Genomic DNA, 24,041 nt, shown 5'->3' with positions numbered 1-24,041 from the left:
GGAGGTTGACGTCGGCGGGCGGGTCTGTAGAGCGCTGCGCGTTGCACTGGCCGCTCTAAGCCGCCACTTATGCCCCACGGTTTGACTGAACGGAAGTCTGTTACATGAATGCGCCTGTCCGAACGCCGCGCCTGCTTCCCGAGCACACGAGCTTCCACTCGGTCGCGGTGAACTGGGTCCGCCACTGGAACGAGCATCTGTTCAGCTTCGCGATCGAGCGGCCTGCGTCGTTGCGCTTCCGCTCGGGCGAATTCGTGATGATCGGGCTCGACAATGGCGGCAAGCCGCTGATGCGTGCCTATTCGGTCGCCAGCCCGGCCTATGCCGAAGAACTGGAATTCCTGTCGATCAAGGTGGAGGACGGTCCGCTCACCTCGCGGTTGCAGCAGATCGAGGCGGGCGATCAGGTCTATCTCGCGCGCAAGCCGACCGGGACGCTCGTGTGCGATGCGCTGCTGCCCGGCAGCCGGCTGTTCCTGCTGTCGACCGGCACCGGCCTCGCACCGTTCCTCAGCCTGATCCGCGACCCCGACGTGTACGATCGTTTCTCGCAGGTGATGGTGGTGCACAGCGTGCGCCGCGTCAGCGATCTTGCCTATCACGACGAACTCGCCGGCCGCCTCGCCGACGATCCGCTGGTGGCGGATCAGGCGCAGGAGCAGCTCCACTATGTGCCGACCGTCACGCGCGAGCCGTTCCATACCTCCAAGCGCATCAACGGGCTGATCGAGGACGGCACGTTGTTCAAGGGGCTTGCCGGCCCGGCCAAGCTTGACCCCGAGACCGATCGCGTGATGCTGTGCGGCAGCAACGCGATGATCCACGAATTCGCCACCATGCTCGAATCGGAAGGTTTTGCCGAAGGGTCCAACGCGAACCCAGGCCACTTCGTGATCGAGCGCGCCTTCGTCGGCTGACGGCGCGCTCGACCGGCGTCACGCGCCCGACGCGCGATAGCCTTCCTTGGGCGCAGGCGCGGTGGTGAGGGTCGGCCCGCTTTGCGGCTGGCCGTTCACGACCACATCCTCGAACTGCACGCCGTTGGTGCCCGACACCGCCAGCGTTGGCTCGACGCTTAGCTGCACCGCGACGTGGCTGATGCGGATACCGGCAATGTCGGTCTGCCCGGGGTTGGGCCGCACGATCCCGAACGAGCCGAACCGCCCGCTGATCCGTTCGAGCGTGATGTTGCGTACGATCGATTTGGGCGGGGCGGCGCCTTTCAGATCCTGATATTGCGCCCACGGCTCGACCAGCAGCAGCCGGCCGCCGGTGCTGTCGAGCGTGATGTCGCGGATGTGGACATCCTCGTAATGCTGCGGCGTGTCGGCGCGCAGCTTGAGCATCAGCAGGTTGATCGCGCCGCTCACCCGGCATTTCTCGACCACGACGTCGCGCACCAGGGTCGCCTCGCTGCCGCAGGTGAACGCCTGATGCCCGCGCCGGAAGTGGCAGCCGCGCACTCGGATATGCTCGACCGGCGGGCTCGACGTGTCGAGCAGCGCGTTCGGCCCCTTCGATCCCTTGGCGACGATGCAATCGTCCGTCACCGAGAAATAGCAATTCTCGACCAGCACACGTTGGCAACTGTCGATGTCGACACCGTCGGTGCTCGGCGCCTGTTTGTAATCGTCGGGCACCTCGAACCGGCAGGCGCGCACCGTCACGTCCTGACATTTGTAGAGGTGCAGGTTCCAGAATTGCGAATCCTTGAAGGTGATGCCTTCGATCCGCACGCCCTTGCTGTTCTCGATCAACGCCAGCCGCGCGCGCGGAATGCCGACGTTCTTGAACGTGCTCGGATCGCGGGCCTCGGCGCGCAGCTTCCAGAACAGATCCCACACCGGCCGCCCCGATCCGTCGAGCGTGCCTTCGCCGGTGATCTCCAGCCCATCGCAGCCGTCCGCGTTGATGAAGGCGGGGGTGAAACTCTCCTCGAAATGCCCCTCGATACGCGTGCGCCGGGGCGGAAAGTTCGACATGTCGTTCGAACATTTCAGCACCGCGCCCTTGTCGAGCCGCAGGTGGACGCCGGGCTTGAGGAAGATCGCGCCGCTGACGAACACGCCCGCCGGCACCACCGCCACGCCGCCGCCCTGTTGCGCCAGTCCGTCGATCGTCGCCTGGATCGCGTGCGTGTTGACCGTGGTGGCGTCGGCGCGCGCGCCGTGATCGGTGATGCGGGCTTCGCGCATGGCGGTCCTCGTCTGGGCGAGCGCCGGCCACAGCGGCACGGCGGCCAGCGACAGCGCGACGCTGCGCCGGGTGAGTTGCGGGAACGTCATGCTCGATTGCCCTCCTCGAAATCGCGCGATCGTGGCCGCGTTGTGGATCGCCTTATAGCGCGGCGGCGCAACAGGGAAAGCGGTGTCAGTGGGTCGCGCATGTGACACCGGCCGCGCTGAAGCGCCTTGCCACCGCGCCCCGGCCCGGTATTCTTGTCCGACAAACAGGGGAGATGAAGATGGGAATGCGGGCACGACGGGCGCCGTTGCTTGGCGCGGCGCTGCTGGCGATCGGGCTCGCCGCCCCGGCGCGACCGCAGGCACCGGCCACGCATCGCATCGAGATCGACGGTTACAGCTTCAAGCTGGACGGCCAGCGCGTCTATATCTGGTCGGGCGAATTCCACCCATACCGCCTGCCGAGCCCAGATCTGTGGCGCGACATCCTCCAGAAGATGAAGGCGGCGGGGTTCAACGCTACCTCGATCTACTTTTCCTGGGGGTATCACAGCCCCAGGCAGGGCGTGTACGATTTCACCGGTGTACGCGACATGGATCGGCTGCTCGACATCGCCGCCGAGGAGGGCGTGTACGTGATCGCGCGGCCGGGGCCGTACATCAACGCCGAAGTGGACAGCGGCGGCTTTCCGTTGTGGCTGACGCGACACCCGGTACGCAATCGCAGCGCCGACCCGGCCTATCTCGCGCTTGCCGATGAATGGCTGGCGAAGATCGACGCGGTCATCGCGCGGCACCAATATTCGAACGGGCAGGGCAGCGTGATCGCCTATCAGGTCGAGAACGAATATTACCGCGGCGATCAGCCCGGCGCGCGCGCCTATATGGAGCACCTCAAGCAACAGGCGATCGCGCATGGCATCACCGTGCCGCTGATCGGCAACCACAATGCCAATTTCGTCGAGGGCGAGGGTGCGCTGAAGGTCGATGGATGGGATTATTACCCGCAAGGCTTCGACTGTTCGCATCCCGAAGTGTGGAAGCCGGTGCCCGACATGGCGAGCAAGCGCGTGCCCGATCAGGCGCTCATCACGCCGGAGTTTCAGGGCGGCGCGTTCGATCCGTGGGGCGGCCCCGGCTATGCCAAGTGCGCGACGCTCATCAACGACCGCTTCGCGAGCGTGTTCTACAAGCAGAACATCGCGGCCGGCGCGACGTTTCAGAATTTCTACATGGTCTATGGTGGCACGAGCTGGGGCTGGCAGGCGATTCCGCAGAACTACACCTCCTACGATTACGGCGCGGCGATCACCGAGGGGCGGCAGTTTGACGCCAAGTACGCCGAGGACAAGCGCATCGGCTATTTCACCCATGCGGTCGCGCCGCTGACGATGACGATCGGGTCGCGGCCGGCTGGGGTGGACAACAAGGCCGTCACCGACACCGCGCGGCGCAACCCGGAGACGGGCACGCAATTCCATTATCTGCGCCACACCGACTCGACCGCGAGCACGGTGGAGCGCTTCCACCTCGACATGACGATCGCCGGGCGGCGCTACAAAAGCGTGCCGCAAGCGGCGGATACGGCGATCACGCTCGATGGGCGGCAGGGAAAGGTCCTGCTCGCCGACTATGCGCTCGGCCCGGCGAGGTTGGTCTATTCGACCTCCGAACTGATGACACACGCGCCGATTGCCGGCCGTGAGGTCGCGCTGATCTACGGCGATTCCGGCCAGCCCGGCGAGACAGTGCTGCGCACGCCTGAGCGCCCCAAGGTCGAGGTGCTGGAGGGCAAGGTCGATCAGGACTGGTCGGATGGCGACCTGCGGCTGAACTACGTTCACGGCGGCCTCGCGCGGGTGCGGGTGTCTGGCGGCGGGCTCGCCAAACCGTTGCTGCTGCTGATCGCGGACAAGGATACGGCGGCGACGTTCTGGCGGCGCGACACGCCCGCCGGCGCGGTGCTGGTGCGCGGCACGCACCTTCTGCGTGGCGCAGGCGTCACGGGCACGACGCTCGACCTGACCGGCGACACCGGCGGCGACGGCGCGGTCGAGGTGTTCGCCGACGCGCCCGCGCTCCGCTGGAACGGCGCGGCGGTGAAAGCCCGCTCCACCGCGAGCGGCAGCCTCGCCACGACGCTGCCGACCGCGCGCGCGGTGAAACTGCCGGCGCTCAAGTGGCGGATGCACGCCGAAGGTCCGGAGATCGACCCCGCGTTCGACGAGAGCGGCTGGGCGCATGCCGATCGCACCACCACCGCGAGCATCACCAAACCGGAAACGCTGCCCGTCCTGTTCGCGGACGATTACGGCTTCCACACCGGCAACATCTGGTATCGCGGCCACTTCAAAGGCACGGCCACCGGCGTGACGATCAAGGCGATCAGCGGTGGCAAGGCCGGCGCGGTCTCCGCGTGGCTCAACGGGCATTTTCTCGGCAGCGTGCAGGGTGAGAAACTCGAGCAGAACTTCGCCTTGCCCGCAGGCGTGCTCAAGGCGGATGGCGACAACGTGCTGTCGGTACTGACCGTCAACATGGGCCATGAGGAGGATTATGACGATCGTAGTGAGAACCGCACCGCGCGTGGCCTCGCCGTCGCTGCGCTGACCGGCGGCGACGCGCGGATCGACTGGCGGCTGCAAGGCGTGCGCGGGGGCGAGGATCTCGCCGATCCGGTGCGGGGGCCGCTCAACAACGGCGGGCTGTTCGGCGAACGCTCGGGCTGGTCGCTGCCCGGCTTCGCCGACCGGGGTTGGCAGTCGGTGACGCTCCCCGCCGCCGCGCCCGCGCCCGGCGTCGCCTGGTATCGCAGCCGCTTCACGCTCGCGCTGCCCAAGGGGCAGGATACGTCGCTCGCGCTCGACATCGCCGACGATCCCGCGCGGCCGTATCGCGCGACGATCTTCGTCAACGGCTGGCAGATGGGCAATTACGTCAACCAGCTCGGCCCGCAGCATCGCTTCCCGATCCCGACCGGCATCCTCAATCCGAATGGCACGAACACGGTGGCGGTGGCGGTGTGGAGCACGGCGAGCGGCGGCGGGCTCGGGCGGGTGTCGCTGGTCGATCTCGGCTCGTATCGCTCGCCGCTGCGCGTGGGGCTGGTCGCATCGCCGGGTGCGCGATAGCCGTTTGCCGGCCGCACGATCCGACGTATTCAGCGGCGCATGACCGTTTGCAAAGTCCTGTGGCTGGTGCCGCTGCTGCTCGCCGGCTGCGGCCCGCAGCGCACGCCGCCGCCATCGACGCAGTTCGGCGGATTGCCGGTGACGGGCAGCCTCGCCGATGCGAAACGCGCCGGCTTCACCGATTGCGTGTCGTTCGATGCCGCCAGCATGCGCTGCCGCAAGCACAGGGCGATGCTGGAAGGCGCCGGGCCGTATGAGGCGGCGGTCGATCTCGTCGGCGGCGACGGCAGCGGCGGCTTCGACCAGCTGACCGTGTGGCACGACACCGATCAGGATGCGGTGTACAAGATCACCGATGCGCTGGAGCGACAGGGCTGGCTCAGTTGCAACATCGCCACGCCCGACCAGCATGGCGACCAGATCATCTACACGCACCCGGGCGTGCGCAAACGCGTGTCGATGGACCTCAGCTATTGGGGCAAGCGCCGGCTGCGCGTGCTGCCCGCGTCGAACCGGGAGCGGCGCTGCGTGCCTGATCCGACCACGCGGCGCGGCCCCGCCCGCTGAGGCGCGGAACCAGCGGCGTCGGCGCGGGTTCAGGCCGGACCCTGATCTTCGCGCCGCCACCTGCCGCATTACGAACACAGGCTGGCGGCATGACCGCGGGCGACGACACGGTGCGGAGACGTTGGTGCGGCTTTTCTCTTTCCTCTGCCTGCTCGGCCTGACGCTTCCGGCCACGGCGGCGCATGCGGCGACATCCTCGTTCGATCTGGTCGGCCCGCGCCTGCGCATCACGGTGACGCACGGCGGCAAGCACCTCCCGCTCGAACGCGTGCCCAACCTCACCGAAGGCGATCAGGTCGCGATCGCGCTCGATGCGCAGGCCGGGCAGGGCGAGCATTACCGGCTGGTCGCCGCCTTCCTGCGCGGCACCACCGATCGCCCGACCGACAAATGGTTTCACGAAGCGCAAAGCTGGAAACCCAAGAAGGACTCCCTATCGCTGACCGTGCCCGAGGGCGCGCAGCAGATGGCACTGTTCATCGTGCCCGAACGCGGCGGCAGCGCCGATGCGATCAGCAGCGCGGTGCGCAAGCAGCCGGGCGCGTTCGTGCGTGCGGTGCAGGAGCTCAACCAGGCCTCGCTCGATCGTGCGCGGCTCGATCTGTTCTCGCAGACGATGCTCGCCGCCGAGCGCACCGCCCCGCAATCGGTCGCGTCGATCTCGCCGGTGCTGGCGCGCAGCCTGTCGATTCGGTTGAAGGCGGAGTGCCTCCAGCAGCCGGTCGAGCTGCAAGCCGCCTGTCTGACGGTCGATCGCGAGACGTTGCTGCTCGCCGACACGCACAGCTCCGCGCTGGCCGATACGCTGGCGGGCACGCCGACCGATCTGGCCTTCCAGTTGAGCGCGACGCCGCAGGCGGGGTACGGCTCGTACAGTTCGTATATCGGCGTGGTGCGCGATCTGTTCCGGCTGGTCGGCGCGTTCCAGTCGACCCAGTTGCAGTTCATCCCTGCGCTGTCGAAGATGGACGGCGGCGGGGTGACGGTGCTGCTCAACACGCCGATCTCCTTCGCCAAGCCCGCCTCGGTGATGGTGGTGGCGCTCCCCGCGATCGAGGCGCCCAAGCCGCCGCCGCTGCGCCGTGTCGAGCCCGCCGGCGCCTTCTGCGCTGCGCCCGGTCTCAAGCTGCCGGTGGAAGGCGCGCCGCTGATCTACGCGACCGATTATGCGTACGATATGAAATTGCGATTGAAGCGCGCCGACGGCACGACGGTGGACCTGCCGCTCCATGCCGATCCGAGCGTCGGCGGTTTCGTCGCGGACGGCGCGATCCCCGATGGGCCGTTTGGTGCGACGATCGCCGCGCAGCTCCACGGCAACTGGGGTTTCGCGCCGTTCGACGGCCCTGCCTTCACGCTGTCGAAGCCGGGTGAGGGCGCATGGAAGGCGGCCGAGCACAGCTCGCTGGTAGTCGGGCGCACCAACGAACTGGCGCTGTCGGGCGGTGGTGCCGGCTGTGTCACGAGCGTGGAGATGCGGCGCGGCGATGCGCCCGCGCAGGGCGTGACGTGGAAGCAAGCGGGGCCGGACGGCATCGTCGCGACGCTGCCGCTCGACAAGGTCGATCCGGGCACGCTCGCCATCCTCATCCATATGCGTGGGGCCAGCGATCCGGCGATGCTGACGCTGCGCGCGTTTCAGGAAAGCGGCAGCCTCGACGACCTGACCGTCTATGCCGGCGACACCGAGGCGGTGTTGTCGGGCACGCGGCTCGATCAGGTGAGCGGCGCGACGCTCGGCAAGCTGGCGGTGCAGCCGGGCGCGTTGACGCGGGTCGGCAAGCAGGACCGGCTGGCTTTACGCATGACCGATCCTGCCGCCGGCGTTGCGCTGGTCGCGGGCAAGACCGTGACGGCGGACGTCACCTTCGCCAACGGCCGCCACAAGAGCGTCTCCACCACAGTCGAGCCGCCGCGCCCGGCGGCGACGCTGGTGCGGGTCAGCGCGCAACCGGCCGCGCATGAGGGCGCGCGCGCGATCGCGCTCGGCGCGCCGGACGTGTTCGCGCAGGATTCGCGGCTGACCTTCGCCTTCCATTTCGACGGCGCGGCGGCGCTGACCGGGCACGAAACGATCGAGGTCGCCACGCTCGACGGACGTGCCCGCACGACGATCGAGGCGGGCAAGGGCTATGACTTGCAGGACGCCAGGACCGGCATCGTCACCCTCCAGCCTGCCGATGCGCTCGGGGCCGCCGGTTTCGGCCCCTTACGCTTCCGCACGGTGAGCGACGGGACGGCCTCGGCGTGGGTGCCGCTCGGCACGGTGGTGCGGCTGCCCGAGATTCGCGGCGTGTCGTGTGCGGCCAAGGGCTGCCGGATCAGCGGCGACCGCCTGTTCCTGATCGAGAAGGTCGCGGCGAGCGCATCGTTCGACGCTGCGCAGGCGGTGCCGGACGGCTTCGTCGGCGATGCGATCAGCGCCCCCGCCGCGACCGAGGGACGCATCTTCCTGCGGCTGCGCGACGACCCGCAGGCAGTCGGCTCGGTGGCGACACGCTAGCGCGGCAACGCGGCGCGCACGCTCGGTGCGATACGCGCGACGATGATGTCGACCCCGCGCGCGTTGGGGTGCAGCCCGTCCGCTTGCAGCAGCGCGCGATTCGCCGCCACGCCGCTGAGGAAGAAGGGATAGAGCGGCACATGGTGCGCCTTGGCGAGCGCGGGGTAGATCGCCTCGAACTCGCGCACGTAATCCGGCCCGAGATTGGGCGCGGCGCGCATGCCGACGAGCAGCACGGCGATATGGCGGCGCTGAAGCTCGGTCAGGATCGCGTCAAGATTGGCGCGCGCCTGCGCGACCGGCAGACCGCGCAGCATGTCGTTCGCGCCGAGTTCGACCAGCACGAGATCGGGCGTCGCACCCAGCCCGCGCAGTCCCCAGCGCAGCCGCGCACGTGCCTGCGCGGCGGTATCCCCGGCGATGCCGCCGTTGCGCACCGTCGCCGGCATTCCGTCACGGCGCAACGCCAGTTGCAAGCGCGTGGTGAAGCCTTGCACGGGCGGCAGACCGTAGCCGGCGGTGAGGCTGTCGCCGAACGCCCAGATCAGCGGCTGGCCCGGCGCGGCGACGGCAGGGGCGGCGATTGCGCCCGCCCCCAGCAAGGCGAGATGGACAAGCCGCCTTCGCCACCCGTATCGCAAGCGCTGTGACCATGACCGCATCCGCCACCGATAGCGCGCTGATCGCCGCGCGCAACGTCTCCCTGTCGATGGGCGCGCCGCCGGCACGCGTCGAGATCCTGCGCGGGATCGACCTCGACGTGACGGCGGGGGAGAGCGTCGCGCTGCTGGGGCCTTCGGGGTCTGGCAAATCGTCGCTGATGGCGGTGCTCGCCGGGCTGGAACGGCCGAGCGGGGGCAGCGTATCGGTGGCGGGGCTCGACTTCGCCACGCTGGGCGAGGATGCGCTGGCGGTGGCGCGGCGCGGGCGGATCGGCATCGTGCTGCAAGCCTTCCACCTGTTGCCGACGATGACCGCGCTGGAAAATGTCGCGGTGCCGCTCGAACTGGCGGGGGAGCGCGATGCGTTCGCGCGCGCGCGCGACGAACTCGCCGCGGTCGGCCTCGGGCACCGCGTCACCCATTATCCCGCACAGCTTTCCGGCGGCGAGCAACAGCGCGTCGCGATCGCACGCGCGCTGGTCGGCCGCCCGGCCTTGCTGTTCGCCGACGAGCCGACCGGCAACCTCGACACCACCACCGGCGCGGCGATCATGGACCTGCTGTTCGCGCGCCATGCCGACAGCGGCACGACCCTGTTCGTCATCACCCACGATCCCAAGCTGGCGGCGCGGTGCGGCCGGGTGATCGAACTGGCCGACGGGCGGATCGTCGCGGACAGGCGCACCGCGTGAGCATCGCCTGGCGGCTGGCGTTGCGCGACCTGCGGCGCGGCGGGCGCGGGCTGCTGCTGCTTGGCCTGTGCCTGTTCCTCGGCACCGCCGCGCTCGCCGGGATCGGCAGCCTGTCGGCCAGCATGCTCGCCGCGCTCGATGCACAAGGGCGGCAGATGCTTGGCGGCGACGTCGAGCTACAGGTGTCGCAACGCCGCGCTACCGTGGAGGAAGCGGCCGCGTTCGCGGCGGCCGGGCGCATGTCCGAAACCGTATCGCTGCGCGCGATGGCGGATACGGGGGCCGATGCGGGGCAGGGGCCGACGCTGGTCGATCTGCGCGGGGTGGACGATGCTTGGCCGCTGGTCGGGCGCTTCCGCCTCGCCCCAGGTGCGATCGCGGCGCGACCGCATGGGGCGCAGATCGCGATCGCGCCCGCGCTGGCGGACCGGCTCGGCGTGCGCGTCGGCGACATGCTGCGGCTCGGCACCGCGCGGCTGCGCGTGATCGGCATTATCGCCGCCGAACCCGACCGACTTGGTGCCGGTTTCACGCTCGGGCCGCCGGTGCTGGTCGACATGGCCGGGCTCGACGCGACCAGGCTGGTGCAGCCGGGCAGCCTCTACGAAAGCCACTACCGCATCGCGCTCGCCCGCCGCGACACCGCCGCCGCGACCGGTCAGCGGCTGGTCGCGCGCTTCGCCAATCTTGGCTGGACCGCCAAGACCGCCGATCAGGCGGCGGGTGGTTTGCGACGCGGCATCGCCCAGCTCGGCCAGTTCCTGCTGCTGGTCGGGCTCGCCGCGCTGGCGATCGCCGGCATCGGCGTAGGCAGCGGCGTGGCGGCGTATCTGGCGGCGAAGACGCGGATCATCGCCACGCTGAAGGTGCTTGGCGCGAGCTCCCGCACGATCGCGGCGATCTTCCTCGCGCAACTCGGCGTCGTCACGACGGCGGGGGCGGGGGCGGGGCTGGTTGTCGGCGCGCTGGTGCCGTGGCTGGTGACGGCGGTGGCCGGAGCGGCGCTGCCGGTCGTGCCCCGGCTCGCGGTATATTCGGTGCCGCTGCTGACGGCGGCGGCGCTGTCCACGCTCGTCGGCCTGCTGTTCGCGCTGCCCGCGTTGGCACGGGCGCGCGCGATCCCGGCGGCGACGTTGTTGCGCGATGCGCTGGTGGCGCGCGTGCTGCCGTCCGCACGGGTGCTGGCGGTGATGGCGCTGCTGGTGGCGGCGCTGGTCGTGCTTGCGGTCGGCACCGCGTCTGACCGCTGGCTGGCGCTCGGCTTCGTCGGTGCGGTGATGGCGCTGATCGTGCTGCTCTGGGGCCTCGGCCTCGCAATCCGCGCCGGCGCGACGCGCCTGCCGCGCCCGCGTCGCCCGCTGCTGCGGCTTGCGCTCGCCAACCTCCACCGGCCCGGTGCGCAGACCGATCGGCTGGTGGTCGCGCTCGGGCTCGGCTTTTCGCTGTTCGTCGCGCTGGCGGTGATCGACACCAGCCTCGCCGCCGAGCTGCGCGATGCCGCTCCCGCCAAGGCACCGCGCTTCTTCGCGATCGACCTCCAACCCGAAGATGCGGCGACCTTCCGAAGCGTGGTGCTTCGCGCCGCTCCCGCCGCGAAAATCGAGACGGTGCCGTCGCTGCGCGGCTCGATCAGCGCTTTGCGTGGGCTACGGGTCGCCGACATGAAATCCATCCCTGAGGGCGCATGGATCCTGCGCGGCGATCGCAACCTGACCTGGTCGGCGACGGTGCCGCCGCGCAATACGGTGGTCGCTGGGCATTGGTGGCCGGCCGGGTATCGCGGGCCTCCGCTGGTTTCGCTGGAAGACAAAGCGGCGGCGATGCTCGGGCTCAAGGTCGGCGACCGCATCACCGTGTCGGTGTTGGGTGTCGATGTGCCCGCGCGGATCGCGGCGCTGCGGCAGGTCGACTGGGGTGGGCTGGGGCTCAACTTCGCGATCGTCTTCTCGCCGGGCTATATCGAGGAAGCGCCGCACGGGCTGCTCGCCAGCGTCTATGCGCCGCCCGGGCAGGACGGCGCGATCGCGCGCGGCGTCGCGCGCGCTTTGCCCTCGGTCACGCTGATCCGCACCGGCGACGTGATCGGCCAGATCGGATCGGTGCTGGGGCAGGTCGCGCTGGCGATCCGTGCGGCGGCGGCAGTTACGGTGGCAGCGGGGATCGCGGTGCTGGTCGGCGCGGTCGCCGCATCGGCGCGGGCACGGCGCTACGACGCGGTGATCCTCAGGCTGCTCGGCGGTAGCCGGCGGCAGGTGCTCGGCGTGCAGGCGCTCGAATATGCGATGCTGTCGGCGGTGCTGGTGGCGGTCGCGCTGCTGGTCGGCGGGTGCGCGGGCTGGTTCGTGGTGGTGCGCATCTTCGCGGTGGCATGGGCGCCCGACTGGAGCGTCGTCGCGCTGACGCTCGGCGTGGCGGTGGCGATGACGCTCGGCATCGGGCTTGCCGGCAGCCTGTCGGCGCTGCGTGCGCGGCCCGCGCAGGCGCTACGGACGCTGTGAGCGCGCCGCGATGCTCCGCAAGCTGGCGGCGGTGAAGCTGCGGAAGGTGATAGACCAGCGTGGCTCGGTCATCTCGGCGATGCTGTGTTCCCACACATGCCGCGCCTCGCCGCTGAGGTGATAGATCGAGCGCGGCGCGAGATCGACCGTCGCGCGATCGAACCCCGCGTCGCGGCGGCGACGGAAGCGCAGCGTCGCCGCCACGCCCAGCGAGATGCCGACGACATGCTCGAACACCGGGCGGTCGCGGTGCCAGCCGATGCCTGCTCCCGGATCGTAGCGGATCAGCAGTGCCTGCACGAGGTCGCCTTCGGCCAGCCCTGCGAACGCGGCGGCACGCGCGCGGATCGGCAGCAGCCAGTCCGGGAGCGGATGAGTCTCCCCAAACGTGCCGCCGTCGAAATCATAATGCCAGCCGAACGATACCGTCAGCCGCTTGCCGAGCCAGCCCTGGAAGCGGAACGGCATCAGCGCCTGCGCGTCGATGTGGGCGATCAGCGCGGCTTCCTCGGCAGCGGCGAGGAACGCCTCGCGATAGGCGAGACCGGGCAGAACCGGCGTGCCGAACAGATCGCTGAGGGGAAGCGTCATTGCACCTCGCTTATCGTGCTTCAGCCCGCTTGCGTTCCGTCGGCGCGAAGATGCTCCGCCAGAGCCGCAATCCCCTCGCCCTCGAAAGCAGCATGCGCGACGCCGTCGATCTGCACCGGCCGCTCGGGCGTGAGCACTGCGGCGGAGCGATGTGCCGGATCGAGGTCGCGCCAGGCGCGCACCGCGCGCTCGAGGCTCGTCACCTCGGCCACGTCGCTCCCGCCGCGCGCGACGTTTTCGAGCGAGGCGCTCATCCGCCAGTCGATCGTCGGGGTCTTGGCGCTCTCGCCCCAGCTTGCTTCGGTCATGGTTTCATCCTTGCTGGGCCGGGCGGTGCCGGCTCTGGCTGGCAAAGCGCCTATGAGGGGCGGGATGTTCCCTCCGGCGCGGGAGCGATCGCCGTACCGTGCGCGTTACGGTGTCGGCATGAAACGAGGAGCGGACATGGCGAAGGTAAATGTGAACACGGCCGATCAGGCGCAACTTGACGGCGTGGAGGGTCTGCGCGGGCATGGCTTCGAGATCGTGCGCTACCGGGAGGAGCGTGGCCGCTTCACCAGCCTGCGCCAGCTCGACGAAGTGCCCGGCCTGTCCGGCAAGGTCGATGATGCCGCGCGCGCGCAGCTCGACGTTTAGCTTGTGAGTGGTGCGGACGGCGGGACTCGAACCCGCACTCCGAAGAGGGAGATTTTAAGTCTCCTGCGTCTACCGATTTCGCCACGTCCGCGGGTCCGTTCCGCCAAACCGCAGGAGCGGCCGCGCGTCAAGCCGGTGCCGCCTTATACGTTAAGGCGGACGCGCATTTCCTTGCCGGGCTTGAAATAGGGCACGCGTTTGGCGGTCACATCGACCAGCTCGCCGGTGCGCGGATTGCGACCGGTGCGCGCGTCGCGCGCGCGGGTGGAGAAGGCGCCGAAGCCGCGCAACTCGACACGCCCGCCGCTGGCGAGTCGTTTGGAAATCTCATCGAAAAAGGTGGCGACGATCGCTTCGATGTCCCGCAGCGCAAGATCGGGATTCTCGTCGGCCAGTAACTGGACCAGTTCCGATCGGATCATTGCGCGCTAAGCTCCAGAGGCGATGACAGACACAATCAGCGCGTCGTTCATCACCATCCGGCGCGCACTTCCGGAATAGATATACATCAATTCGCGAAAAGTAAATGCGACAATGGAGTCAAAGAAGCCGGATCGGACCGACCCGTCCCATTGTGGGTAGTAGGTGGCCGGCATTGTCGACCACCTACCAAGTCAATCAGCGCTTTTCGTTGCGAGCCTTGAGGGCCTCGCCAAGAATATCGCCGAGCGACGCGCCCGAGTCGGACGAACCATATTGCGCCACGGCCTGCTTCTCTTCGGAGATCTGCATCGCCTTGACCGAGAACGTCGGCTTCTTCGAACGGTCGAAGCCGGTCACCATCGCATCGAACTTCTGGCCGACCTGGAAACGCTCCGGACGCTGCTCATCGCGGTCGCGGCCGAGATCGGTGCGCTTGATGAAGCCGGTCGCGCCATCGTCGCCGACCTGAACCTCGAGGCCTGCATCGCGAACTTCGAGAACGGTGACGGTGACGACCGCGTTCTTGTTCAGGCCCGAACCCGAACCGCCGCCCGCTGCCGGTGCACCCGACGGCGCGCCACGCTCAAGCTGCTTCATGCCGAGCGAGATACGCTCCTTCTCGGCATCGATGTCGAGCACGACCGCCTGAACGACCTCGCCCTTGCGGTGCAGGTTGAGCGCGTCCTCGCCCGACACGCCCCAGGCGATGTCCGACATGTGGACCATGCCGTCGACGTCGTTGTCCAGGCCGATGAACAGGCCGAACTCGGTCGCGTTCTTGACTTCGCCCTCGACGGTCGAACCGATCGGATGCGCCTCCAGGAAGGCCTCCCACGGATTGGCCTGCGCCTGCTTGAGGCCGAGCGAGATGCGGCGCTTGTCGGGATCGACCTCGAGCACGACGACATCGACTTCTTGGCTAGTCGAGACGATCTTGCCCGGATGGACGTTCTTTTTGGTCCACGACATTTCCGACACGTGGACGAGGCCCTCGATGCCCGGCTCCAGCTCAACGAACGCACCATATTCGGTGATGTTCGTGACGCGGCCGGTCAGCTTCGCGCCGACCGGATACTTGGCCGATGCACCATCCCACGGATCGCTCTCGAGCTGCTTCATGCCGAGCGAGATGCGCTGCGTGTCCTTGTTGATGCGGATGATCTGGACACGGACGGTGTCGCCGATGTTCAGCACTTCCGACGGATGGCCGACGCGCTTGTAGCTGAGGTCGGTGACGTGCAGCAGGCCGTCGATGCCGCCGAGATCCACGAACGCACCGTAATCGGTGATGTTCTTGACGACGCCGTCGATGATCTGACCCTCGGCGAGGCTCAGGATCAGGCCCGAACGCTGCTCGGCGCGAGTTTCTTCGAGGATCGCGCGACGCGACACGACGATGTTGCCGCGCTTGCGGTCCATCTTGAGGATCTGGAAGGGCTGCGGGATGTCCATCAGCGGGGTGACGTCACGCACCGGACGGATATCGACCTGCGAACCGGGCAGGAACGCCACGGCGCCGTTGAGGTCGACGGTGAAGCCGCCCTTGACGCGGCCGAAGATGACGCCCTCGACGCGTGCGGTCTTGGCGAATTCGGTCTCGAGCGTGTCCCAGGCGGCCTCGCGGCGCGCGCGGTCGCGCGACAGCATCGCTTCGCCGTGGACGTTCTCGACGCGGTCGACATAGACTTCGACTTCGTCGCCGACCTTGAGGTCAGCCTTCTGCCCCGGTGCAGCGAACTCGCGCAGCGGAACGCGACCCTCGGACTTGAGGCCCACGTCAATCACGGCGAGATCGTTCTCGATGCCGGTGACGGTGCCCTTGACGACGCGGCCTTCGAAGCTGTCTGCGCCGCCGAGCGTCTGCTCAAGGAGAGCCGCGAAATCGTCGCGGGAGGGGGATGCGATAGTCGCCATAAAGGAGAGGATTCCTAAGTCTTCTGTTCCGGCCGGCCGGTTGTATCCGGCGGTCTTCTAGCCGATCCGCCGCGAAGGCCTCATGCCGCCCGCGGCATCCGAACGAACTGGCGCATGCGGAGGATGACTTCTCAAAGCCGAAAGGGCGCAGGAGGAAACCTCCGCGCCTTACCTCCACGAGCACCTGCCCGCCGGACCGCGCGCTCATAGCGGGTGGCGGGCCGAATGGCAAGGTGGCGGCCTTTGGCGCCCCACCTACGCAGAGATACGAAGATTGACGGTCGGGGCTACTCGCGAGACGCTGCGTTCACCGGTCGACGCCGGTCAAAAGAAGCGGGTCGTGAGAGGTGGGGCCATGGTGTTGCGGTGCAGGCGGGGTGAGGCGGTGGTGCTGGAGGTGCGCGTCAGTGACGTGCTGTTGGCACGGGCAAGGCGCGAGGCAGCGGTGGGGCTGCTGATCGGCCGTGCCTCCGCCGTGATCTGAGCGAAGTGATGGCGGCGGCCGGGAGCGCCGCTATCGATGCTACGGGCGGGCGCGCTCGGCCTTCAGCTTGACCTGGCGGTCGACCAGCTCGATCGCGCGCTTCACCGCCGCCTCGATCGAGAGGAAGCTGGTATCGAGCAGCGCGGCATCGTTCGCCGCCACCAGCGGTGCGCTCGACCGCATCGAGTCGCGCTGGTCGCGTGCGCGTATATCGGCGAGCACCTTGTCGATGCTCACCAGCGATCCGCGTTCGCGCAGCTCGGCGTGACGACGACGCGCGCGGATCGTCGGGGTCGCCTTGACGAACAGCTTGGCGTCCGCCTCGGGTGCGATCACCGTGCCGATGTCGCGCCCGTCGAGGACCGCGCCGCCGGGCTGGTTGGCGAAGCGGCGCTGGCGGTGGAGCAGGGCCGCGCGCACCAGCGGATGCGCCGACACGATCGAGGCGCGCTTGCCCATCTCGTCGTCGCGCAGCACCGGATCGGCGAGCAGGCTTTCGTCGAAATCGCACGCGGCCACCGCATCGGCCTCGATCGCGGGGTCGAGTTCGTGACGCGTCACGCTCGCCGCGACCGCGCGGTAGAGCAGCCCGGTGTCGAGGTAAGGCAAGCGGTAATGGCTGGCGAGCGCGCGGGCGATCGTGCCCTTGCCCGAGGCGGCGGGTCCATCGACGGCGATAATCATGCGGCAGGCACCATGTTTGCGCCACGCAAGGCGTCGATCGATTGGAAGAAGACCGGGTAGCTCGTCGCGATCGGCGCGGCATCGTCGAGCGTCACCGGCTTGCGCGCATGAAGCGCGGCGACCGCCATGCTCATCGCGATGCGGTGGTCGAGTTGCGTCTCCACCGTGCCGCCGCCGGGAATCGCGTCGCCGCCATTGCCCTGGATGGCGAGGCCATCCTCATATTCCTGCGTCTCCACGCCACACGCGGCGAGCGCCGCGGCCATCGCGGCGATCCTATCGGACTCCTTGACGCGCAACTCGTGTGCGCCGCGCGCGACCGTGCGGCCTTCAGCGAAAGCGGCGGCGACGAACAGCACCGGATATTCGTCGATCATGCTGGGCGCCAGCTCCGGCGGCACTTCGATCGCGGTGAGGCTCGCGTGGCGCACGCGCAGATCGGCGACCGGTTCGCCACCGACCTCGCGTGGGTTCTCCTCGGTGATGTCCGCGCCCATCATGCGCAGCGCGGTGAAGATGCCCGCCCGCGTGGGGTTGAGGCCGACATTCTCGACCACCACATCCGACCCCGGCACGATCGTCGCCGCGACGACGAGGAAGGCGGCGGAGGAGGGGTCGCCCGGCACGACGATGTTCTGCGGGCGAAGCTCGGCCTCGCCGGTAATGGCGATGACGCGGCCCTCCGGCGTCTGTTCGACCTGCACGTCCGCGCCGAACCCGCGCAGCATCCGCTCGCTGTGGTCGCGCGTGGCGATCGGCTCTATCACGCGGGTGATGCCGGGCGTGTTGAGCCCGGCGAGCAGCACCGCCGACTTCACCTGCGCCGAGGCGACCGGCAAGGTATAGTCGATCGGCACCGCCGGGTTGATGCCGCGCAGGATCAGCGGCAGCCGCCCGCCGGGATAAGAGGTGAACGTCGCCCCCATGCGCGACAGCGGCTCGATCACCCGGCCCATCGGTCGTTTGGTGAGCGAGGCGTCGCCGGTGAACGCCGCGGTGATCGCATGGCTCGCGACAAGGCCCATCAGCAGCCGCGTCGAGGTGCCCGAGTTGCCCATCTCCAGAGCGCCCTGCGGCTGGAGCAGCCCGCCCACGCCGACGCCGTGGATTCGCCAGATGCCGTCGTCGCCGCGCTCGATTCGCGCGCCCATTGCCCGCAGGGCGGCGGCGGTGGCGAGCACGTCCTCACCCTCGAGCAGCCCTTCGACCCGGCTCTCGCCGACCGCGAGTGCTGAGAACATCAACGAACGATGACTGATCGATTTGTCGCCGGGCACGGTGACGCGGCCGCTCAGCGGACCGGAAGCGAAGATTTCGCATGGGGAAGGAGCGGGGTGGGGCATGTGTTTCCGAGTATCTGCGGGCCCGGGCTTTTGACAGCGCCCTTGCGCTATGGCAAGGCGCGCGCCACTTTGACGGGGCACCCCCAGGGTTTTACCAAGATTGAAAGGTCCACTCGGCACATGATTAAGCCGGAATGGGGCACGAAGCGTTCGTGCCCGAAATGCGCAACGCGTTTCTACGATCTGGGCAAGGACGATCCCGTCACCTGCATCGAATGCGGGTCGACCTGGCAGCCCGAGCCGATCCTGAAGTCGAAGCAGCCGCTGCCGTTCGACGCGCCCAAGCCCGACGCCAAGAAGGACGAGGATCTGAGCGGCGACGACGAGACGCTGGACATCGGTGAAGACGAGGAGCCCTCGCCCGACGACGAGGTCGATCTTGGCGGCGACGACGATCTCGGTGTCGAGGCGCCGAACGAAGACGAAGAGCATTGATCTAAAGATTTGGGATATGAAAAAATGGCAGGCGGCGATTTCGCCGCTTGCCAAGCTGGCGACGCCCCGCTAGGGCGTCGCCTCCCAAGGGCGGAAGCGCCCGAACGATGGGGCCGTAGCTCAGCTGGGAGAGCGCTGCAATGGCATTGCAGAGGTCAGGGGTTCGATCCCCCTCGGCTCCACCACTTCCTTGAAAATCCAGTCCGAAATCGCACGTCGCAGGCGCGGCGTCGAATGCGGCGTCCGCGCGTTATATTGCGCGTGAAGATCGCAACCTACAATGTGAATGGCGTGAACGGCAGGCTTGCCGTCCTTCTGCGCTGGCTCGCGGAGACGCAGCCCGACATCGTCTGCCTTCAGGAACTGAAGGCGCCGCAGGAGAAGTTTCCTCAAGCGGCGATCGCCGATGTGGGGTATGAGGCGATCTGGCTGGGCCAGAAAAGCTGGAACGGCGTGGCGATCCTCAGCCGGGTCGGTACGCCGGTCGAAACCCGGCGCGGCTTGCCCGACGATCCCGACCCGACGCAGAGCCGCTATCTGGAAGCCGCCGTCAACGGCGTGCTGATCGGCGGATTGTATCTGCCTAACGGCAACCCGCGCCCCGGCCCCAAATTCGATTACAAGCTGCGCTGGTTCGAAGCTCTGACCGCCCATGCGGCCGACCTGTTGACGACAGGAATGCCGGTGATCCTCGCCGGGGATTTCAACGTGATGCCGACCGAGCGCGACGTGTACAAGCCCGAGCGCTGGGTGGACGACGCGCTGTTCGCGCCCGAAGTGCGTGCGGCCTTTGCGGGGCTGGTCGGGCAGGGGTGGACCGATGCCCTGCGCGCGATCCATCCGGACGAGACGATCTACACCTTCTTCGATTATTTCCGGAACGCCTATGCCCGCAACGCGGGGTTGCGGATCGACCATTTCCTGCTCAGCCCGACGATCGCGCCAAGGTTGCTAGATGCGCAAGTCGACCGCGATGTGCGCGGCTGGGACAAGACCAGTGACCATGCGCCGGTGTGGATCGAGATTGCGGACGAAGCGCCCAAGCGGCGGCGCAAGACCGTCTGATCACCGAGCTAGGGACGCCGGTGCGCTCAGGCGGCGCGGGCGAACGCCTGCGGTTCGACGTCGTTGGCGGCAGGCCGCGCGTCCGATGCATCGTCGCGGCGCAGTGACAAGAGCAAATAGATCAGCGTGAACATGATAGGCCTCGATTAAGCTGCGGTGGCAGCGTACGGTCGCGATATGTGCAACCCGCGCTTTTGCTGCAATTGCACAATTGTCGTTCGCAGTTGCACAACAAGCTACGCTGCCATGCCTGTTTGAACCGCGCACTCGGCCGCGCGTTCGGTCAGGGTGAGCACTCAACCTGCCCCTGAGCCCCCTGTGCGCGGCTGGCTGCCGCGTCGCCTGCTCGTCACGCGATCGGCGCGCGGGTTCGATCACGCACGGCGGATGCTCGAACGCGCCGCCGCGCTTGGCGTGGAGATCGTCGAGCTGGCGGGCGACCGGCTCAATCTCGCGGCGCCCGACGATCCGCGCCGCGCCTATGTCGAGGCGAAGGGCACGCTGGCGCTTGTCGTCGCGCCACCGTCGAAACGGCGGCTCCAGCCGATCGCGCCGAGCGCCGACTGGCGGGTCGATCTCGCCGAGGGGTGCCCGGCGCATTGCAGCTACTGTTATCTCGCCGGGTCGCTGAAAGGCCCGCCGATCACGCGCGTCTATGCCAATCTGGACGAGATTCTCGATGGCTTGCCTGCGTATCTCGGCAAGGGCACCATCACCACGCGCAGCGCCGCGCGGGCGCATGAGGGCACGACGTTCGAGGCGTCCTGCTACACCGATCCGCTCGCGCTCGAGCCGCTGACCGGATCGCTGTCGGCGGCGATCGCCTGGTTCGGGCGGTGGGAGGCGGACGCGCAGCTTCGCTTCACCACCAAGTTTGCGGATGTGGCGCCGCTGCTCACGCTCGATCACCAGCGCCGCACGCGGATGCGCGCGTCGATCAATCCGCCCGCGTTCGCGCGTTTCGAAGGCGGCACGTCCCCGGTCGCCGCGCGCCTGCGCGCGCTTGGGCGGATGACGGCGGCGGGGTATCCGATCGGCCTCACCATCGCGCCGATCATCGCTGCCGATGGGTGGGAGCAGGCTTATGGCGATCTGATCGACGCCGCCGCGCTGGACCTCGCGCAGGCGCCCGACCTGACCATCGAACTCATCACACACCGGTTCAATGCAGGCTCCAAGGCGGTGCTCGACAGTTGGTATCCGGGTTCCGCGCTCGACATGACGCAGCGCAACCGAGTCACCAAACGCACCAAGTTCGGCACCGAGAAGCAGGTTTACGACGCCGATACGATGCGCGCCTTGCGCGGCTTCTTCGAGCGGCGGATCGCGGACCGGCTGCCGCACGCGCGGATCCTGTACTGGACATGACGGTCACGATCGGAACGGCGGGCTGGAGCATTGCGGCGGCGCATCGCAGCGCCTTCGCCGCCGATGGCTCGTCGCTGGAACGCTATGCCGGCCGCTTCGGCGGGGTCGAGGTGAACTCATCCTTTCACCGCCGGCATCGCCCCGCCACCTGGGCGCGCTGGGCCGAGAGCGTGCCGCCCGCGTTCCGCTTCGCGGTCAAGCTGCCCAAGGAGATCAGCCATGAGCGCAAGCTGATCGGCTGCGATGCGCTGGTCGCCGCATTCCTCGCGGAGATCGCCGGCCTTGAGGCGAAGCTCGCGATCCTGCTGCTGCAACTCCCGCCCAAACTCGCCTTCGACGCGGATGTGGCCGGGCGCTTCCTCACCGGCCTTGCCGCGATGACGCGCGCGCGGATCGTGTGCGAGCCGCGCCACCCGAGCTGGTTCGAACCGGCTGCGGAGGCGCTGCTGACGCGTATCGAGGTCGCGCGTGTCGCAGCCGACCCGGCGGTGGTTCCCGCGGCGGGGCAGCCCGGCGGGTGGCGCGGGTTGACCTATCTGCGCCTGCACGGTTCCCCGAACATGTATCGCTCGGCCTATGACGACGCGCGCCTTCGCGACTACGCGCGCCTGCTCGATACCGAGCGCGGGGCGGGGCGTGACGCCTGGTGCATGTTCGACAACACCGCCGCGTCCGCCGCGACCGGGGACGCGCTCAGCCTCGCGGCGATGCTCTGATATCGGCGCGGCGCGGACGGTTCACCGCCCGTACCGCGCCGACACGCCTTCAGTCCTTCTTCGCGGTCAGATGCGCGCTGAGGTGCTTGTTCATCTCGAACATGCTGACCGATTTCTTGCCGAAGATCTTCTGGAGCTTGTCGTCGCCGTTGATCTGGCGGCGATCCTTCGCGTCCTGAAGATCGTGCTTCTTGATATATTCCCACACCTTGCTGACGACCTCGCTACGCGGCAGATCCTTCTTGCCGACGATCTCCGCAAGATCGTCCGAGGGCGTAACGGGCGCGGTGATGCCGCCGCGCGCGCCGCTGGCCGGCTTGCCCGTCGCCTTGACCTTCTTTTCCGCTGCTGCGGTTTCGTCCTTGCCGCGCTTTTCCGCCGATTTCGCCATTACATTCTCTCCTGCCTGCTTGCCGTCGATAGGACACACCGGACTATACTCCGTTCCGCCGGCTTGGTTGCCTTGCGGATACGAAAGTGGGCCACTTTACCCGTTGAGCCGCGCGGAACAAGCGCCGGGTTCATGCGGTTGTTCGGGCAAGCCAAGGGAGATCGCGCATGAACGTGGCAACAACCGGACTGACCGAGCGGATCGCCCGCGCCCTCGCAGGGCTCGACCACAGCGCGAATGCAGAGGGTGTCGAACACTCGGCGTCGACGAGCGTGGACGAGACCTGGCCCGGCTATCTCGAACAGGCGAACGCGATCCTGCGCGTGATTCGCGAGCCGTCCGAGGCGATGGCGCGGGCTGGCGACCCGCGCGTGTGGGCGGCGATGCTCGACGCGGCGATCGCGGAACACCCGCTGCCGTGACCGGTGCCGGCGCTCTTGAAGGTGCGGCGGTAAGCGACCACCACACGGCGGCCGACCCGCACGCCGGACCGGCACTTAACCGGCAGGAACGTCGCCGCCGCGCGGCGGAACGCAAGCGCGCCACCAAGCCGGCACGGACCTGTAGCTGCTGCTAAGGCATGTGGCGGCGGACGGAGCCGTGCCGCGCGGGCACGGCCCCGATGCTCAGCGGCCGCGCAGCGTGTTGAGCACCGCGATCGCCGCGACGCCGACAAAGGCTGCGCTCGTCCACGGGCGCGCCTTGGCGAAGCTCTTGGCCTTCTCGGTCAGCGGGGCATCGCCCGCGAAGTGCGTGCGGAAATCGTCGGCCAGCGCGGTCTTGCCGTTGGACGTCTGCGTGGTGGTGTCGGTCATAAAGTCTCCCTCGGTCGGCGGGCGGGTGCCGCTCGCTTCGCCCAACGCGCGAGGGCCCGGCGCGGTCCGGCGCAAGCGAGAAAATCCGGCTTACGCCTCCGGCAGCTTGAGCGCGGCGGCGAGCGAGGCGGTCGCGCTGCCGCGCCGTGCCGGTTGCGGCTGATCGGGCGAGGGTGCCCAGCCGGTCATGAAGATGATCTCGAACCGCTCGGGCACGCGCCCGTCCGGATCGGCGAGCGCGGCGAACGCCTCATAGGCGCGCGCGAGCGTGTCGCGGCGCAGCGGCTGGCGGCCGACCATCGCGTTGGTCGCGCCCATGCCGCGCAGATCGCGGAGCAGCCCGGCGAGATCGCCGTAGCGCACGTTGAGTCGCTCGCTGTCGGCGACGGGCAGCGCGAAGCCCGCGCGCATCAGCAGGTCGCCCGCCGAGCGCACGTCGATCTGCGGGTGGAGCCGCGCCGCCGGGCGATCGCCCTCCGCCACGCGCAACGCCGCGCGCAGGCTCGCGAGCGACCCCGCACCGACGAACGCGGCGAGGAACAGCCCGTCCGGGCGAAGCGCGCGCCGGATCTGGATGAGCGCGCCGGGCAGATCGTTGACGCTATCGAGCACTCCGGCTGAAACGATCAGGTCGAAGCTCGCTTGTGGGAAGGGGAGATGGTCCTCCTCGGCGACGATGCCGCCGACGCGTGCCGCGAACTGCGGGCTCGCGTCGCTACGCGTGATGGCTGCGCCGGGCATGAACCCGCCGTCGAAACAGCCGAGATCGAGAATGTCGGCGAAGTCGCGCTTCACGCTCTCGAGCCGTTCCTGAAGCCCGTCGAGCATCGCCGCGCGCAGGAAATCATGGTCGGCGAAGCCGGCGGCGGCGCGGTCACGGTGTGCGCGGCGCGCGGTACGGTCGAAGATGTCGGGGACGCTCACGCGGGCGCTTGTGCCG

The 24,041-nt window shown here is 68.5% G+C and carries 24 protein-coding genes and 2 tRNA genes; 14 read left to right on the top strand and 12 right to left on the bottom strand.

Going from position 1 to position 24,041, the window contains the following annotated elements; genetic code table 11:
• The first annotated feature begins 104 nt into the window (after positions 1 to 104).
• Entirely contained in the window at positions 105 to 917 is an 813-nt protein-coding gene (locus AC3ANX_RS13130) for a ferredoxin--NADP reductase (protein ID WP_488333717.1), read from the top strand.
• 18 nt (positions 918 to 935) lie between these two features.
• On the opposite strand, the gene AC3ANX_RS13125 is transcribed toward AC3ANX_RS13130, so the two are convergent.
• Positions 936 to 2,285 carry a glycoside hydrolase family 28 protein gene (locus tag AC3ANX_RS13125; RefSeq protein WP_488333716.1) on the bottom strand — a complete coding sequence of 450 codons (1,350 nt, stop codon included), beginning with the start codon at positions 2,283 to 2,285 and terminating at the stop codon, positions 936 to 938.
• 185 nt (positions 2,286 to 2,470) lie between these two features.
• On the opposite strand from AC3ANX_RS13125, the gene AC3ANX_RS13120 reads away from it, so the two are divergent.
• The 3 genes from AC3ANX_RS13120 (at position 2,471) to AC3ANX_RS13110 (ending at position 8,384) form a co-directional block, all read left to right on the top strand.
• Positions 2,471 to 5,314 carry a beta-galactosidase gene (locus AC3ANX_RS13120; protein WP_488333715.1) on the top strand — a complete coding sequence of 948 codons (2,844 nt, stop codon included), beginning with the start codon at positions 2,471 to 2,473 and terminating at the stop codon, positions 5,312 to 5,314.
• Between the two features lie 39 nt (positions 5,315 to 5,353).
• Positions 5,354 to 5,881 carry a hypothetical protein gene (locus tag AC3ANX_RS13115; protein WP_488333714.1) on the top strand — a complete coding sequence of 176 codons (528 nt, stop codon included), beginning with the start codon at positions 5,354 to 5,356 and terminating at the stop codon, positions 5,879 to 5,881.
• A gap of 124 nt (positions 5,882 to 6,005) precedes the next feature.
• A complete protein-coding gene (locus tag AC3ANX_RS13110; protein WP_488333713.1) occupies positions 6,006 to 8,384 on the top strand; it encodes a hypothetical protein in 2,379 nt (792 codons plus the stop codon).
• Here AC3ANX_RS13110 and AC3ANX_RS13105 read toward each other — a convergent pair.
• Positions 8,381 to 8,986: an arylesterase gene (locus AC3ANX_RS13105; RefSeq protein ID WP_488333712.1), complete on the bottom strand. Its 606-nt coding sequence runs from the start codon at positions 8,984 to 8,986 to the stop codon at positions 8,381 to 8,383. The two genes, AC3ANX_RS13110 and AC3ANX_RS13105, sit on opposite strands and share 4 nt — an antisense overlap.
• A 50-nt stretch (positions 8,987 to 9,036) precedes the next feature.
• On the opposite strand from AC3ANX_RS13105, the gene AC3ANX_RS13100 reads away from it, so the two are divergent.
• The gene (locus AC3ANX_RS13100; RefSeq protein ID WP_488333711.1) at positions 9,037 to 9,738 is read left to right on the top strand and encodes an ABC transporter ATP-binding protein; all 702 of its coding nucleotides are present in this window, start codon (positions 9,037 to 9,039) and stop codon (positions 9,736 to 9,738) included.
• A complete protein-coding gene (locus AC3ANX_RS13095) occupies positions 9,735 to 12,236 on the top strand; it encodes an ABC transporter permease (protein ID WP_488333710.1) in 2,502 nt (833 codons plus the stop codon). The genes AC3ANX_RS13100 and AC3ANX_RS13095 overlap by 4 nt, the downstream gene beginning before the upstream one ends.
• Here the strand turns inward: AC3ANX_RS13095 and AC3ANX_RS13090 are convergent.
• Positions 12,222 to 12,827: an alpha-ketoglutarate-dependent dioxygenase AlkB gene (locus AC3ANX_RS13090; RefSeq protein ID WP_488333709.1), complete on the bottom strand. Its 606-nt coding sequence runs from the start codon at positions 12,825 to 12,827 to the stop codon at positions 12,222 to 12,224. The two genes, AC3ANX_RS13095 and AC3ANX_RS13090, sit on opposite strands and share 15 nt — an antisense overlap.
• 20 nt (positions 12,828 to 12,847) lie before the next feature.
• Positions 12,848 to 13,135 (bottom strand): hypothetical protein, encoded by a 288-nt coding sequence (locus tag AC3ANX_RS13085; protein WP_488333708.1) that lies wholly within the window; start codon positions 13,133 to 13,135, stop codon positions 12,848 to 12,850.
• A 136-nt stretch (positions 13,136 to 13,271) separates the two neighbouring features.
• Between AC3ANX_RS13085 and AC3ANX_RS13080 the strand changes: the two genes are divergently transcribed.
• Positions 13,272 to 13,463: a ComEA family DNA-binding protein gene (locus tag AC3ANX_RS13080; protein ID WP_488333707.1), complete on the top strand. Its 192-nt coding sequence runs from the start codon at positions 13,272 to 13,274 to the stop codon at positions 13,461 to 13,463.
• A gap of 8 nt (positions 13,464 to 13,471) precedes the next feature.
• On the opposite strand, the gene AC3ANX_RS13075 is transcribed toward AC3ANX_RS13080, so the two are convergent.
• The 3 genes from AC3ANX_RS13075 to rpsA form a co-directional block, all read right to left on the bottom strand.
• Positions 13,472 to 13,554: transfer RNA gene (locus AC3ANX_RS13075), tRNA-Leu, on the bottom strand.
• Positions 13,555 to 13,606: 52 nt separating this feature from the next.
• A complete protein-coding gene (locus AC3ANX_RS13070) occupies positions 13,607 to 13,885 on the bottom strand; it encodes an integration host factor subunit beta (protein WP_488333706.1) in 279 nt (92 codons plus the stop codon).
• 196 nt (positions 13,886 to 14,081) lie between these two features.
• Positions 14,082 to 15,800, bottom strand: coding sequence for a 30S ribosomal protein S1 (gene rpsA, locus AC3ANX_RS13065; protein ID WP_488333705.1), 1,719 nt, complete (start codon positions 15,798 to 15,800; stop codon positions 14,082 to 14,084).
• Between the two features lie 355 nt (positions 15,801 to 16,155).
• On the opposite strand from rpsA, the gene AC3ANX_RS13060 reads away from it, so the two are divergent.
• Positions 16,156 to 16,284 (top strand): hypothetical protein, encoded by a 129-nt coding sequence (locus AC3ANX_RS13060; protein ID WP_488333704.1) that lies wholly within the window; start codon positions 16,156 to 16,158, stop codon positions 16,282 to 16,284.
• Between the two features lie 39 nt (positions 16,285 to 16,323).
• Here AC3ANX_RS13060 and cmk read toward each other — a convergent pair whose 3' ends face one another.
• Together cmk and aroA are read right to left on the bottom strand one after the other, a co-directional pair.
• Positions 16,324 to 16,968 (bottom strand): (d)CMP kinase, encoded by a 645-nt coding sequence (cmk, locus tag AC3ANX_RS13055; RefSeq protein ID WP_488333703.1) that lies wholly within the window; start codon positions 16,966 to 16,968, stop codon positions 16,324 to 16,326.
• A complete protein-coding gene (gene aroA / locus AC3ANX_RS13050) occupies positions 16,965 to 18,311 on the bottom strand; it encodes a 3-phosphoshikimate 1-carboxyvinyltransferase (protein WP_488333702.1) in 1,347 nt (448 codons plus the stop codon). The genes cmk and aroA overlap by 4 nt, the downstream gene beginning before the upstream one ends.
• 120 nt (positions 18,312 to 18,431) lie before the next feature.
• Between aroA and AC3ANX_RS13045 the strand changes: the two genes are divergently transcribed.
• The 5 genes from AC3ANX_RS13045 to AC3ANX_RS13025 all read left to right on the top strand — a co-directional run bounded on the left by AC3ANX_RS13045 (position 18,432) and on the right by AC3ANX_RS13025 (position 21,895).
• A complete protein-coding gene (locus AC3ANX_RS13045) occupies positions 18,432 to 18,746 on the top strand; it encodes a TIGR02300 family protein (RefSeq protein WP_488333701.1) in 315 nt (104 codons plus the stop codon).
• A 109-nt stretch (positions 18,747 to 18,855) separates the two neighbouring features.
• Positions 18,856 to 18,931 (top strand) — tRNA-Ala (locus tag AC3ANX_RS13040).
• A 76-nt stretch (positions 18,932 to 19,007) separates the two neighbouring features.
• Positions 19,008 to 19,811 (top strand): exodeoxyribonuclease III, encoded by an 804-nt coding sequence (gene xth / locus AC3ANX_RS13035; RefSeq protein WP_488333700.1) that lies wholly within the window; start codon positions 19,008 to 19,010, stop codon positions 19,809 to 19,811.
• Positions 19,812 to 20,129: 318 nt separating this feature from the next.
• Complete coding sequence (locus AC3ANX_RS13030; protein WP_488333699.1) at positions 20,130 to 21,179, top strand: SPL family radical SAM protein; 1,050 nt, start codon at positions 20,130 to 20,132, stop codon at positions 21,177 to 21,179.
• Positions 21,176 to 21,895 carry a DUF72 domain-containing protein gene (locus AC3ANX_RS13025; RefSeq protein ID WP_488333698.1) on the top strand — a complete coding sequence of 240 codons (720 nt, stop codon included), beginning with the start codon at positions 21,176 to 21,178 and terminating at the stop codon, positions 21,893 to 21,895. Before AC3ANX_RS13030 ends, AC3ANX_RS13025 begins: the two co-directional genes overlap by 4 nt.
• Before the next feature lie 49 nt (positions 21,896 to 21,944).
• Here AC3ANX_RS13025 and AC3ANX_RS13020 read toward each other — a convergent pair whose 3' ends face one another.
• Entirely contained in the window at positions 21,945 to 22,286 is a 342-nt protein-coding gene (locus tag AC3ANX_RS13020) for an SWIB/MDM2 domain-containing protein (protein ID WP_488333697.1), read from the bottom strand.
• 167 nt (positions 22,287 to 22,453) lie between these two features.
• Here AC3ANX_RS13020 and AC3ANX_RS13015 point away from each other — a divergent pair, with 167 nt between their 5' ends.
• Positions 22,454 to 22,708, top strand: coding sequence for a hypothetical protein (locus AC3ANX_RS13015; RefSeq protein WP_488333696.1), 255 nt, complete (start codon positions 22,454 to 22,456; stop codon positions 22,706 to 22,708).
• A gap of 204 nt (positions 22,709 to 22,912) precedes the next feature.
• Here AC3ANX_RS13015 and AC3ANX_RS13010 read toward each other — a convergent pair whose 3' ends face one another.
• Together AC3ANX_RS13010 and AC3ANX_RS13005 are read right to left on the bottom strand one after the other, a co-directional pair.
• Positions 22,913 to 23,101 carry a hypothetical protein gene (locus AC3ANX_RS13010; RefSeq protein ID WP_488333695.1) on the bottom strand — a complete coding sequence of 63 codons (189 nt, stop codon included), beginning with the start codon at positions 23,099 to 23,101 and terminating at the stop codon, positions 22,913 to 22,915.
• A gap of 90 nt (positions 23,102 to 23,191) precedes the next feature.
• The gene (locus AC3ANX_RS13005) at positions 23,192 to 24,025 is read right to left on the bottom strand and encodes a methyltransferase domain-containing protein (protein WP_488333694.1); all 834 of its coding nucleotides are present in this window, start codon (positions 24,023 to 24,025) and stop codon (positions 23,192 to 23,194) included.
• Positions 24,026 to 24,041: the final 16 nt, after the last annotated feature.

Source organism: Sphingomonas sp. BRN-1R (assembly GCF_057748035.1).
Note: the sequence above shows the minus strand (reverse complement) of the source record. Positions and strands in the feature narration are given on the sequence as shown.